The following is an 11,659-nucleotide window of genomic DNA, read 5'->3' on the forward strand; positions in this document are numbered from 1 at the left end:
ATCATCCCATCCTGTTTGGCGCAGGAGACCTGCCATGTACACGCAATCTTTCAGCGTCCCGGACGGAACCGAGGACACCAAATCGGCCAGCCTGAAGGCGGTGCCAAAAGCTCTGAGCGCGCAAAACGCCGCTTTGCAAGCCCAATTTGACGCCCGCATCGACGCCGACGGCCGCATCGAGCCCCGCGAGTGGATGCCCGAGGCCTACCGCAAGACCCTGGTGCGCCAAATCAGCCAGCACGCGCACAGCGAAATCGTCGGCATGCTGCCCGAGGGCAACTGGATCAGCCGCGCACCCAGCTTGAAGCGCAAGGCCATTCTGATCGCCAAAGTGCAAGACGAAGGCGGTCACGGCCTTTACCTGTACAGCGCCGCCGAAACCCTGGGCACCAGCCGCGACCAGATGCTGGACGCCCTGCACAGCGGCAAAGCCAAATACAGCTCCATCTTCAACTACCCCACGCTCAATTGGGCCGATGTGGGCGTGGTCGGTTGGCTGGTCGATGGCGCGGCCATCATGAACCAAGTGCCCCTGTGCCGCTGCTCTTATGGCCCCTATGCCCGCGCCATGGTGCGGGTCTGCAAAGAAGAAAGCTTCCACCAGCGCCAAGGCTACGAAGCGCTGCTGGTGATGATGCAAGGCACAGCCGAGCAAAAAGCCATGGTGCAGGACGCTGTGAACCGCTGGTGGTGGAAATGCCTGGCCATGTTCGGGCCGCCTGACGCCGACAGCCCCAACAGCGCGCAAGGCATGCGCTGGGGCATCAAGCGCATCAGCAACGACGACCTGCGCCAGAAGTTTGTCGATGCCACTGTGCCCCAAGCCAGAGTGCTGGGCGTGACCTTGCCCGACCCCAAGCTCAAGTGGAACGAAGCCCGCCAAGCCCATGATTACGGCCAGATCGATTGGGACGAATTCTGGGCGACGGTGAACGGCAACGGCCCCTGCAACAAGGAGCGCCTGGGTGCCCGCGTCAAGGCTTGGAACGACGGCGCCTGGGTGCGCGAAGCGGCCCTGGCCCACGCCAAGAAACAACAGCAACGTCAGATGAAGGAAGCCGCATGAGCACCCCTGCACTCAAAGAATGGCCCCTGTGGGAAGTATTCGTGCGCAGCAAACAAGGCCTGGAGCACAAACACTGCGGCAGCCTGCACGCCTCAGATTCAGAACACGCCCTGCAAATGGCGCGCGATGTGTACACCCGCCGCCAAGAGGGCGTGAGCATCTGGGTGGTCCCCTCGGCCAGCATCTCGGCCAGCGAGCCCAATGACAAGCCCGAGTTCTTCGACCCGGCCAGCGACAAGGTCTACCGCCACCCCACTTTTTACGTGATCCCCGACGAAGTCGGTCACATGTGAGCGGCGATGAGTGCCCCTATGAACGCGCCCATTGAATACCTCCTGCACCTGGCCGACAACGCGCTGATCCTCGGTCAGCGCAACGCCGAATGGTGTGGCCACGGCCCCATCCTCGAAGAAGACATCGCGCTGTCCAACAACAGCCTGGACCTGGTGGGCCAAGCCCGCATGCTTTACCAGCACGCGGCCGCGCTGCAAGGCGGCGGTGCCACCGAAGACACGCTGGCGTATTTCCGCGACGTGCCCGACTTCAAGAACTACACCTTGTGCGAATTACCGCACAAGCCGCTCATGTCGGCCACCGCCCAAGGCGACCGCGATTTCGCCATGACCATCGTACGCAACTTCTTGTACAGCAGCCTGATGGTGCTGGTCTGGGACCAGCTGCAAAACTCGAAAGACACACAGCTGGCCGCGATTGCCGCCAAGTCGCTCAAGGAAGTGCGCTACCACCTGCGCCACGCGCGCGACTGGCTGGTGCGACTGGGCGACGGCACCGACGAGTCCCATGCCAAAGCGCAAACAGGCCTCGACCAGCTGCTGCCTTACACCCAAGAGTTTTGGGTCAGCAGCCCTCACGAAACCGCTGCGCTGACCAATGGCACAGGCATTGATGTGGCGGCCTTGCAAAACGACTGGAACCAAATCGTTCAGGATGCCCTGCAAGAGGCTACCCTTCAGCGACCGGCCGATGGTGGCTTTGTACCCACGGGCAAACAAGGCGTTCATTCCGAGCACTTGGGCTTTGTGCTGGCCGAAATGCAGAGCTTGGCGCGTGCTCACCCGCAAGCCACCTGGTAAGCCCCCAGCCATGTCCACCCTCTACTCGCAACCCAGCACCGCCGATGTAACCCGCGCTTGGGCCCTGCTGGAGCGCTTGACCGACCCGGAAATTCCGGTGGTCACTTTGCGCGAGCTGGGCATCTTGCGCGATGTGCGCGCAGGTGAGGCGGGACTGGAGGTGGTCATCACGCCCACCTACAGCGGCTGCCCGGCCATGGGCGCGATCGAGGACGATGTGAAAGCGGTGCTGGCGGCCAACGGGCTGCAAGGCCGGGTGGTCACACAACTGGCCCCCGCTTGGACCACCGACTGGATGAGCGACGCGGCCAAAGACAAACTGCGCGCCTATGGCATTGCTCCGCCGCACGCCTGCGCCAGCACATCCTCGGGCGCGGCCAACGTGGTGCAATTTGCAGCGCGTGGGGGCAAGCCCGAGGTGGTGAACTGCCCGCAATGCGGCTCGGCCAACACCACCGAAACCTCCCATTTCGGCTCGACCGCCTGCAAGGCTCTTTACCGGTGCCTGGCTTGCATGGAGCCTTTTGATTACTTCAAACCCTACTGAGTCGCCACAAGCCGCCTCAGCGCCAAGCCATGTCTGCACCCCGATTTCATGACCTCACCATCGCGCGCGTCAACCCCGAAGCGGCCGGTGCCGTAGCGATTGCACTGCATGTGCCTGCCGACCTGCGCAACAGCTTCGACTTCCAGCCGGGCCAGTTTCTGACCTTGCGTGCCGACATTGGTGGCGCCGACGTGCGCCGAAGCTACTCCATCAGCTCGGCCCGCAGCCAGTTGCAAAAAAACGGCGTGTTGGAAGTGGGCATCCGCCCCGTCGAGGGTGGCGTGTTCTCCAACTGGGCCGCCACCCAACTCCAAGCAGGCGACACCCTGCGCGTGATGCCACCCGATGGCCGCTTTGTGGTGCAACGCCCCCGCGCCATCCACCGTGTGGGTTTTGCCGCTGGCTCGGGCATCACGCCCATTCTGTCTATCTTGTCGAGTACCCTGGAAGAGCAGCCCGAATCCAAGTTCACCCTGGTCTACGGCAACCGCCGTATGGACAGCGTGATGTTCAACGAGGCGCTGCAAGACCTCAAGGACCGCTATCCCGACCGCCTCACGCTGATCCATATTTTGTCGCGCCAAGCACAAGAGGTGCCTTTGCTGGAGGGACGCATCGACGCTGCCAAAGTGCAGGCCATCATCGACGCCTTTTTGCCCGTGGGCAGCATGGACGAGGTGTTTGTGTGCGGCCCTGAAGCCATGATCGAAGCCACCGAACAGGCGCTTCTGACGGCGGGGCTCAAAGCCGAACGCATCCGCACCGAGCGCTTCAGCTCTCCGACTCTCGACGCGCTCAGCCCAGAGCAACGCAGCCAGGCCGTTCTGGGCCACCCCGCCACCCGCGAGCAAGGCGAAGTGCAGCTCACCGTGGTGCTGGACGGCAAACCCTACGACATGCCAATGAACCGCAACGAGAAGATCCTCGACATGGCACTCTCACTGGGCCTGGACCTGCCCTACTCGTGCAAAGCCGGGGTGTGCTGCACCTGCCGCTGCAAAGTCATGGAAGGCACCACCGAGATGGAGAAAAACTTCACCCTCGAAAAACCCGAAGTCGAACAAGGCTTCATCCTGTCTTGCCAAGCCCGCCCAACCAGCGATCGGGTGGTGGTGAGCTTTGACGAGCGCTGAAGCCTCTGGCGCCGGGCGGGTTGCTCAATGCACAGAGCAAGCTGGCCACGGGAAAGCCTGGCCTGGCGTGCAAGGGCGATGGCCCGGGTTCACTTCAAGCGCTCGACAATGTCCAGGGTCGCTGCACTCTGGTTCATGGTGTAGAAGTGAATCGCGGGCACGCCGCCGTTGATGAGCTGCTCGCACAGGTCCGACACCACATCCAGGCCGAAAGCCTTGATCGAAGCAATATCATCCCCATAGCCTTGAAGGCGAAGGCGAATCCAGCGCGGTATTTCTGCGCCACATGCGTCAGAAAAGCGCAGCAACTGCGACGAGCTGGTGATCGGCATGATGCCCGGCACCACGGGCACGTCCACCCCCAATTTGTAGACGTCGTCGACAAAACGGAAATAAGCATCGCTGTTGTAAAAGTATTGCGTGATGGCCGAGTTGGCCCCCGCCTTCACCTTGGTGGCAAAGGCCTGCAAATCGGCCTCGGGCGACTTGGCTTGTGGGTGAATTTCGGGGTAGGCCGCCACTTCGATGTGGAAATCGTCGCCCGTCTCCGCCCGAATGAACGCCACCAAATCGCTGGCGTAGTGGAACTCCCCCCCCGCGCCATAGCCACTGGGCAAGTCGCCACGCAAAGCCACCAGGCGCTTGACGCCCATGGCCTTGAGTGTGGCCAGCTCTTCGCGCACTGAAGCTTTCGTCGCGCCAATGCACGAAAAGTGCGAAGCAGCTGCAACACCCTCATTCAAGATGGCGCTGACGGTGGAAAACGTGCCTTCTTGCGTTGACCCGCCCGCGCCGTAGGTGACCGAGCAAAACTCGGGCTTCAGGGCGTAGAGCTTTTCACGCACCACGCGCAGCTTGTCTGCGCCCTCAGGCGTTTTGGGTGGGAAAAATTCCAGGCTGATCGGCAGCTTCAAACCAGACATCACAACACCTTCAAAAATTCAATAGTCGTTGGCCTTGGCAAAAGCCTTGGCGGCCAGATCGGCCTCGTGCGCCACGCGTGTGGCCTCGCGTGCAGGCAACACCGCAGCAGGGTCAGGCCAGCAGGCTTGCACAAAAAATTCGTGGTTGCCATCGCCACCTGCAATCGGGCTGTCCAGCCAAGCGGTGACCTTCATGCCCAATGCGGTCAGTGCCGTGCGCACGCGGTTTTCGATGAACGGGAAATGCGTGTCGTCTTTCACGATGCCGCCCTTGCCCACTTGTCCTGGTTGCAACTCAAACTGGGGTTTCACCAACATGAGCAACTGGCCTGTGGGTTTGAGCAAATGCACCACGCCCGGCAACACCAGCGTGAGCGAGATGAAAGACACATCGCCCACCATCAGGTCAAAGCCTTCCAGCGCATCGGGGATGCGCTCGTCGCCCGGCTCCAGATCGCGGGCGTTCACGCCTTCGATGCAAACCACCCGTTCGTCCTGGCCAATGCGCGGGTGCACTTGGGCGTGGCCCACATCCACCCCCACCACCTCGGCAGCGCCGAACTGCAGCAAGCAGTCGGTGAAACCACCGGTGCTTTGGCCCACATCGAGACAGCGCAGCCCCTTGACCTTGACGCCGGTGGCTTTCAATGCTCCTTCGAGCTTGAGGCCACCACGAGACACGTAGCGCGACTCGGCGTCATCGAGCAACTCCAGGGCAGCGCTCTCGGGCACCTCGTCGCGGTTTTTGACAACGTTGCGCCAAGTGCCATCGGGCTGCTGCCACTTCACGCCCCCCGCGATCAACCGTTGGGCTTGGGAGCGTGAGGCGGCCAAGCCACGTTCGACGAGAAGTTGGTCAATGCGCATGCGGTGGTTTTCAATAACGGTACGTATCGGCTTTGTAGGGGCCGTTTTTCGACACACCAATGTACGAAGCCTGCTCGTCGCTCAACTCGGTCAGCATGGCGCCCACCTTTTTCAGGTGCAGGCGCGCCACTTTCTCGTCCAAGTGCTTGGGCAGCACATACACCTTGCCGTTTTCGTACTGGTCTTGTTTGGTGAACAGCTCGATCTGCGCGATGGTCTGGTTGGCAAACGAAGACGACATCACGAAGCTGGGGTGGCCGGTGGCGCAGCCCAGGTTCACCAAGCGGCCTTTGGCCAACAGCGTGATCTTCTTGCCATCGGGAAAGATGACGTGGTCAACCTGGGGCTTGATTTCGTCCCACTGCAATTTTTCAAGCGATGCCACGTCGATCTCGTTGTCGAAGTGACCGATGTTACAAACGATGGCCTCGTCCTTCATGGCGGCCATGTGCTCGTAGCGGATCACGTTCTTGTTGCCGGTGGCAGACACAAAGATGTCGCACTTGTCGGCCGCGTATTCCATGGTCACGACCTTGAAGCCTTCCATCGCGGCTTGCAGGGCGTTGATGGGGTCGATCTCGGTCACCCACACTTGGGCGCTCAAGGCGCGCAAGGCTTGGGCCGAGCCCTTGCCCACATCACCGTAACCGGCGACCACGGCCACTTTGCCGGCAATCATCACGTCGGTGGCGCGCTTGATGGAGTCCACCAAAGATTCGCGGCAGCCGTAGAGGTTGTCGAACTTGCTCTTGGTCACCGAGTCGTTCACGTTGATGGCGCGGAACATCAGACTGCCCTTGGCGGCCATTTCATTGAGGCGCAACACGCCGGTGGTGGTTTCTTCGGTCACACCGATGATGTGCGCACCTTTGCGGCTGTACCAAGTGGGGTCCACCGCCAGCTTGGCTTTGATGGCGTTGAAGAGGCAGGTCTCTTCTTCGCTGGTGGGGTTGGCGATCAAGGATGCATCGGTTTCAGCGCGCTTGCCCAAGTGCATGAGCAAGGTGGCGTCACCGCCATCGTCCAAGATCATGTTGGGGCCTTCACCCTCGGTGCCCGCGGGGCCGAAGTCAAAAATGCGGTGGGTGTAGTCCCAATAGTCGGCCAAGGTTTCGCCTTTGATGGCAAAAACGGGTGTGCCCTTGGCGGCAATCGCCGCTGCAGCATGGTCTTGGGTCGAGAAGATGTTGCAAGAAGCCCAACGCACGTCAGCGCCCAAGGCTTGCAAGGTCTCGATCAACACAGCCGTCTGAATGGTCATGTGCAATGAGCCGGTGATGCGGGCACCTTTCAAAGGCTGGGCGGTGTTGAACTCTTCGCGGATGGCCATGAGGCCGGGCATTTCGGTCTCGGCGATTTTGATTTCTTTGCGGCCCCAATCGGCCAAACCGATGTCGGCGATCACGCAGTCAGCGTTGACGGTGGAAGGCATACGTGCATTCATGAGAAAAGCTCCAAGCAATGTGAATGAACCACACACATGGGCAAAGCACTGATCGGGAAAAGCAGGCTCACCGCACGTCGAGTGGATGAGCGTCGTTGCTGTTGAAGTGTTCCGAGCCTCACGCCCCGCTGCCGACTTGTGACACAAGCCAGGGGGCGCTGCAACGCTCCTCGGAATTTTGGATTCTATCGCAGTCTTTGCCATGCGGCCCGTGATGGACCTCAAGGCGGCTCAGCTTGCAGGGTTGAAGCCCTTGCATTTGCTAGACTGAGCTCTTGAAATCTATCTGCCATGCCCATGCCTTCCTTGATGCCCTTCTTCAACGACCTCTGGCATTTGTGGGTGGTGACCGCTGTGATCGGCCTCATCGGGCTGGATTACGCACGCCACTTCATGGGCCCTGCGCTGAAACTCAAAGCCCTCCTGAACCGCGTGCAGGTGCAACTCACCGGCCTGATGGCACAAAGCCCCTCGCAGCCCATCGACTTGGCCCAAATCCAAAGCGACGTCATGACATCCCCAGCCTTGCAGCACGCTTGGCATCAGTACGCCTGCACGCTTCGGCCTCAGTGGCCAGCCACCGACGCGGGGCCGCTGGGGGCGGCGCGGCATCGCGTGAGCCACTTGTCGCGGGCATTTTTTGAGCACATGGGGCTGGCCTCCAGCGGGGGGCGCTTGGACTTGTCCAACATCGAGCAACTGGCTCAAAACAATCCCCGATTGGCCCAACTCTGGCGTGAATACAGCCAAGCCTTGGAGACTTTGCAAGCACTGGAAATGTCCGCGGCCACCACGGCCGGCAAATGGCAGGCCAGCAGCCACGCCGACTTGTATTTCACAGACCAGGCCTTGGTCGACACGCCATTGCAATCGAACTTCTACAAACACATCCCCGGCATTCTGACGGGTGTGGGCATCATTGGCACCTTCACGGGACTGATCGCTGGGTTGATCGGTTTGGATGTCTCCAATCCCGAACGCGTGCAGGCCGAGTTGAGCCAATTGGTGCAAACCGTGGGCCATGCTTTTTGGGTGTCGGCCTTGGCCATCACTCTGGCCATGGTGTTCACCTGGATCGAAAAATCGGTCCTCACAGGCCGTTACCGCCAGGTCGAAGAACTGCAGCAAGCGCTTGACACCCTTTTTACCCCCCAAGGTGGCATGCAGACGTTGGAACGCCTGACACTGGCGACCGAGATGCAAGCGGCGTTGTCCTCCAAAATCTTGGCCCAACTGCGCACCTCTGCCACCGGTTCACCACCGCAGCGCTGAAACACGATGCTCGGCTCCCGAAGAAGGCCTGTCAAAAGGCAGCGCGACGAGGCAGAAAATCCTTTTTGGATTTCTTTTTCTGACCTCATGACCGCGCTGATGGTGCTGTTCTTGGTGGCCATGGCGGTCGCCCTGCTCAGCGTCACGCAGGGCCTGCGCACAATGGACGAAGGCCGGGCCCAGCGCGACAGTGCCATCTCGGCATGCCTGGACGGCATTCGGGCGATCACACAGCACACGCCCTACCCCGGCTTGAAACTGCGCGGCCAAACGCTCGAACTCGGGGCCCTCGCCGAATTCCCCAAAGACGGCAACGCACTCGACGCCCAGCGCGCCAGTGACTTGCGCGGATTTGTGCCCCACATGCTGCAAATCGCCCGCACCCCCGAATGCCAGAACTGGCTCAAACGGTTTGTGCTGGAGGGTTATGCCAGCCCCGAAGGCTCTTACCTTTACAACCTGAACCTGAGCCTGGAGCGTTCACAGCGCGTGCTGTGCGTGCTGCTCGACAAGCAAGCGGCAGACGCCCTGAGCCCTGACAATCGCCACGCCATCCGCGAGCAGTTTTTCGTCGGTGGCTCTTCCTTCAACTCGGCCATCCTGAACCAGCCCGAAAAAAGCCGACGGGTGGAGCTGCGACTGGAATTCAAAGAGCTGCGCCCCCGTTGCGAGGCCGGCACCACGCACTGCGAGGCCGACGACCTCCACCCTTTGCCCTGGGACGACGACGCCAAATGCCCTGTGGCCAAACGATAGGCCGGCACTCAAGCGCCGAGTCCAGGCTGCACTTGGCCCGGTAAAATCACCACTTCTGCCAGCCCGCCCGGGCCTGGCCAGCATGGCGGCCTCTTGGCCGACCGCACGACCTTCAGGACCCCTTGTGACCTACGCCCACGAAACCCGGCGCCGCCGGACTTTTGCCATCATTTCCCACCCCGACGCGGGTAAAACCACGCTGACCGAAAAGCTGTTGTTGTTCTCGGGTGCGATCCAGATTGCCGGCTCGGTCAAGGCCCGCAAGGCCTCACGTCATGCCACCAGCGACTGGATGGAAATCGAAAAGCAGCGCGGCATCTCGGTGGCCAGCTCGGTCATGCAGATGCTCTACCGCGAGCACGTCATCAACCTGCTCGACACGCCCGGCCACAAAGACTTCTCGGAAGACACCTACCGCGTGCTGACTGCCGTGGATTCGGCGCTCATGGTCATTGACGCGGCCAACGGTGTGGAAGCCCAAACCCGCCGCCTGATCGAGGTCTGCCGGCAGCGCGACACGCCCATCATCACCTTCGTCAACAAGATGGACCGCGAAGTGCGCGATCCATTGGACATCCTCGACGAAGTCGAGCGCGAACTGGGCATGCCCTGCGTGCCCATGACTTGGCCGGTGGGCCAAGGCAAATCCTTTGGCGGTATCGTCAACCTGCGCACGCAGGCCATGACGGTGTTCGACTCTGGCAGCGAGCGCCTGCCACAAGACTTTGAAACCATCCCGCTCACCGAACAGGCCCAACTGGCCGAACGCTTCGGGCTGGAATGGCAAGCCGCCATGGACAGCATGGAACTGGCCACTGGCGCATCGCCTGCCTTTGACGAAGCGGCCTTTTTGGCGGGCCAACAAACGCCCGTCTTCTTTGGCTCGGGTGTGAACAACTTCGGTGTGATGGAAGTGCTGGACGCCTTGGTCGATCTGGCCCCGCCGCCGCGCCCGCGCACCAGCTCGGTGTTGGTGAACAAACAGCCCGTGGTCAAAGAAATTCAGCCCGAAGACAGCGCGTTCTCGGGCGTGGTGTTCAAGGTGCAGGCCAACATGGACGCGAATCACCGCGACCGCATTGCGTTTGTGCGCATGGCGTCCGGCAAATACACCCCGGGCATGAAACTCAAGGTGCAGCGCACCGCCAAAGAACTGCGCCCCACCAGCGTGGTCACCTTCCTCTCGCAACGGCGCGAGGCGGTGGACGAAGCCTACGCAGGCGACATCATCGGCTTCACCACCCACGGCGGCGTGCAACTGGGTGACACGATCACCGATGGCGCGAACCTGCTGTTCACCGGCCTGCCGTTTTTTGCACCCGAACTGTTCATGACCGTGATTTTGAAAAACCCACTGCGCACCAAGCAACTGCAACAAGGCCTGGACCAGTTGGGCGAAGAAGGCGCGATCCAGGTCTTCAAACCTGAAATCGGCGGCCCCATGCTGCTCGGTGCTGTGGGCCAGCTGCAGTTTGAAGTGGTGCAACACCGCCTGAAAGCCGAATACGACTGCGACGTGCGGCTGGAAGGCTGCCAGTACACCGGCGCCCGCTGGATCACCGCCGACACCCCGGCCGAACTGCGCGAATTCACCAACGCCTACCCACAGCGCATGTCGCTGGATGCGGCAGGCACCCTGGCGTATTTGTGCACATCGCCATACGACGTGCGCTTGGCGCAAGAACGCTTCCCCAAAATCCACTTCCATCCGCTGCGCGAGCACGCGGGTTTGGCGTTGGGCTCGGCGGGTTGAGACCCATGCTCCCACTGGCCCAATGGGAGCCGCGCCACCTCCTTGGCGTCTTCACCGACATCGACGACACGCTGACCACCGATGGCGCCATCACCCCTGAGGCCCTGCAAGCGCTGGCGGACCTCAAAGCGGCCGGTCTGCACGTGGTGCCCATCACCGGGCGACCCGTGGGTTGGAGCGAAGCGTTTGCCCAAAGTTGGCATGTGGATGCCATCGTGGCCGAAAACGGGGCTGTGGGGCTGCAGCACACCGCCCCGCATGGCCTGCGCAAGCTGTACCAACAAGACGCCACCACACGGGCAAGCCACTTTTCACGCATGCAGCAGGTGCTGACGCACATCGAGCAGCGCATCCCTGGCGCTCGTCGATCTCAAGACAGCGCTGGGCGTGAAACCGACATCGCCATCGACCACAGCGAATTCACGCAACTGCCACAAGACGCCATCGACGCGGTGGTGCGCACGATGCTGGGCGCCGGCATGACGGCCACCGTCAGCAGCATCCACATCAATGGCTGGTTGGGCACGCACAGCAAACTCACCGGCGCACGCTGGATCGTGCGCGAGTTGTGGGGGCGCGATCTGGACGCCGAAATCGAACGCTGGGTTTATGTGGGAGACTCGAGCAATGACCAAGTGATGTTTGAACACTTCCCGCACAGTGTGGGCGTGGCCAACATCCGGCGCTTTGAGGCGCAACTGAGACACCTGCCACGCTACATCACCCCCAGCGAACGCGGTGCAGGCTTTGCCGAATTGGCCAGGCACCTGCTGACACGTCTGCGCTGAAACTCCGTCTAACCTT

The 11,659-nt window shown here is 61.4% G+C and carries 12 protein-coding genes and 1 riboswitch; of the genes, 9 read left to right on the plus strand and 3 right to left on the minus strand.

The window, feature by feature from the left end:
- Positions 1 to 34: 34 nt before the first annotated feature.
- The 5 genes from paaA to ACHEXK_RS13020 are packed head-to-tail and all read left to right on the plus strand — an operon-like array spanning position 35 to position 3,840.
- Positions 35 to 1,066 (plus strand): 1,2-phenylacetyl-CoA epoxidase subunit PaaA, encoded by a 1,032-nt coding sequence (gene paaA / locus ACHEXK_RS13000; protein ID WP_416546739.1) that lies wholly within the window; start codon positions 35 to 37, stop codon positions 1,064 to 1,066.
- Complete coding sequence (gene paaB / locus ACHEXK_RS13005) at positions 1,063 to 1,359, plus strand: 1,2-phenylacetyl-CoA epoxidase subunit PaaB (RefSeq protein WP_108312005.1); 297 nt, start codon at positions 1,063 to 1,065, stop codon at positions 1,357 to 1,359. Before paaA ends, paaB begins: the two co-directional genes overlap by 4 nt.
- A 6-nt stretch (positions 1,360 to 1,365) precedes the next feature.
- Positions 1,366 to 2,160, plus strand: a complete 795-nt coding sequence (gene paaC / locus ACHEXK_RS13010; RefSeq protein ID WP_416546740.1) for a 1,2-phenylacetyl-CoA epoxidase subunit PaaC — start codon at positions 1,366 to 1,368, stop codon at positions 2,158 to 2,160.
- 10 nt (positions 2,161 to 2,170) lie between these two features.
- Positions 2,171 to 2,707, plus strand: coding sequence for a 1,2-phenylacetyl-CoA epoxidase subunit PaaD (gene paaD / locus ACHEXK_RS13015; protein ID WP_416546741.1), 537 nt, complete (start codon positions 2,171 to 2,173; stop codon positions 2,705 to 2,707).
- A 29-nt stretch (positions 2,708 to 2,736) separates the two neighbouring features.
- Complete coding sequence (locus tag ACHEXK_RS13020) at positions 2,737 to 3,840, plus strand: 2Fe-2S iron-sulfur cluster-binding protein (RefSeq protein WP_416546742.1); 1,104 nt, start codon at positions 2,737 to 2,739, stop codon at positions 3,838 to 3,840.
- 89 nt (positions 3,841 to 3,929) lie between these two features.
- On the opposite strand, the gene metF is transcribed toward ACHEXK_RS13020, so the two are convergent.
- Genes metF through ahcY form a run of 3 tightly spaced genes read right to left on the minus strand, consistent with a single transcriptional unit; the run spans position 3,930 to position 7,074 of the window.
- On the minus strand, positions 3,930 to 4,763 hold the full coding sequence (gene metF / locus ACHEXK_RS13025) for a methylenetetrahydrofolate reductase [NAD(P)H] (protein WP_416546743.1): 834 nt from the start codon (positions 4,761 to 4,763) through the stop codon (positions 3,930 to 3,932).
- Between the two features lie 18 nt (positions 4,764 to 4,781).
- The gene (locus tag ACHEXK_RS13030; RefSeq protein ID WP_416546744.1) at positions 4,782 to 5,630 is read right to left on the minus strand and encodes a TlyA family RNA methyltransferase; all 849 of its coding nucleotides are present in this window, start codon (positions 5,628 to 5,630) and stop codon (positions 4,782 to 4,784) included.
- A gap of 10 nt (positions 5,631 to 5,640) precedes the next feature.
- Positions 5,641 to 7,074: an adenosylhomocysteinase gene (gene ahcY, locus ACHEXK_RS13035; protein ID WP_416546745.1), complete on the minus strand. Its 1,434-nt coding sequence runs from the start codon at positions 7,072 to 7,074 to the stop codon at positions 5,641 to 5,643.
- A gap of 80 nt (positions 7,075 to 7,154) precedes the next feature.
- Positions 7,155 to 7,252, minus strand: a riboswitch (S-adenosyl-L-homocysteine riboswitch).
- 119 nt (positions 7,253 to 7,371) lie between these two features.
- On the opposite strand from ahcY, the gene ACHEXK_RS13040 reads away from it, so the two are divergent.
- The 4 genes from ACHEXK_RS13040 to ACHEXK_RS13055 all read left to right on the plus strand — a co-directional run bounded on the left by ACHEXK_RS13040 (position 7,372) and on the right by ACHEXK_RS13055 (position 11,643).
- The gene (locus tag ACHEXK_RS13040) at positions 7,372 to 8,346 is read left to right on the plus strand and encodes a hypothetical protein (protein ID WP_416546746.1); all 975 of its coding nucleotides are present in this window, start codon (positions 7,372 to 7,374) and stop codon (positions 8,344 to 8,346) included.
- A 6-nt stretch (positions 8,347 to 8,352) separates the two neighbouring features.
- Positions 8,353 to 9,102 carry a flagellar motor protein MotB gene (locus ACHEXK_RS13045; protein ID WP_416546747.1) on the plus strand — a complete coding sequence of 250 codons (750 nt, stop codon included), beginning with the start codon at positions 8,353 to 8,355 and terminating at the stop codon, positions 9,100 to 9,102.
- Positions 9,103 to 9,184: 82 nt separating this feature from the next.
- Positions 9,185 to 10,855 carry a peptide chain release factor 3 gene (locus tag ACHEXK_RS13050; RefSeq protein WP_416546748.1) on the plus strand — a complete coding sequence of 557 codons (1,671 nt, stop codon included), beginning with the start codon at positions 9,185 to 9,187 and terminating at the stop codon, positions 10,853 to 10,855.
- A 5-nt stretch (positions 10,856 to 10,860) separates the two neighbouring features.
- Positions 10,861 to 11,643: an HAD-IIB family hydrolase gene (locus tag ACHEXK_RS13055; protein WP_416546749.1), complete on the plus strand. Its 783-nt coding sequence runs from the start codon at positions 10,861 to 10,863 to the stop codon at positions 11,641 to 11,643.
- Positions 11,644 to 11,659 lie beyond the last annotated feature (16 nt).

Origin of the sequence: Limnohabitans sp. DCL3, assembly GCF_048019295.1 — a bacterium.
Classification (GTDB): domain Bacteria; phylum Pseudomonadota; class Gammaproteobacteria; order Burkholderiales; family Burkholderiaceae_C; genus Limnohabitans_A.

Excerpts from the sequence above, each read along its gene's own strand:
- ACHEXK_RS13045 (WP_416546747.1), top strand. The coding sequence starts at position 8,353 with ATGCTCGGCTCCCGAAGAAGGCCTGTCAAAAGGCAGCGCGACGAGGCA.
- paaA (WP_416546739.1), top strand. The coding sequence starts at position 35 with ATGTACACGCAATCTTTCAGCGTCCCGGACGGAACCGAGGACACCAAA.
- ACHEXK_RS13040 (WP_416546746.1), top strand. The coding sequence starts at position 7,372 with ATGCCTTCCTTGATGCCCTTCTTCAACGACCTCTGGCATTTGTGGGTG.
- ACHEXK_RS13020 (WP_416546742.1), top strand. The coding sequence starts at position 2,737 with ATGTCTGCACCCCGATTTCATGACCTCACCATCGCGCGCGTCAACCCC.
- metF (WP_416546743.1), bottom strand. The coding sequence starts at position 4,763 with ATGTCTGGTTTGAAGCTGCCGATCAGCCTGGAATTTTTCCCACCCAAA.
- ACHEXK_RS13050 (WP_416546748.1), top strand. The coding sequence starts at position 9,185 with ATGGCGGCCTCTTGGCCGACCGCACGACCTTCAGGACCCCTTGTGACC.
- paaC (WP_416546740.1), top strand. The coding sequence starts at position 1,366 with ATGAGTGCCCCTATGAACGCGCCCATTGAATACCTCCTGCACCTGGCC.
- ahcY (WP_416546745.1), bottom strand. The coding sequence starts at position 7,074 with ATGAATGCACGTATGCCTTCCACCGTCAACGCTGACTGCGTGATCGCC.
- paaD (WP_416546741.1), top strand. The coding sequence starts at position 2,171 with ATGTCCACCCTCTACTCGCAACCCAGCACCGCCGATGTAACCCGCGCT.
- ACHEXK_RS13030 (WP_416546744.1), bottom strand. The coding sequence starts at position 5,630 with ATGCGCATTGACCAACTTCTCGTCGAACGTGGCTTGGCCGCCTCACGC.
- paaB (WP_108312005.1), top strand. The coding sequence starts at position 1,063 with ATGAGCACCCCTGCACTCAAAGAATGGCCCCTGTGGGAAGTATTCGTG.
- ACHEXK_RS13055 (WP_416546749.1), top strand. The coding sequence starts at position 10,861 with ATGCTCCCACTGGCCCAATGGGAGCCGCGCCACCTCCTTGGCGTCTTC.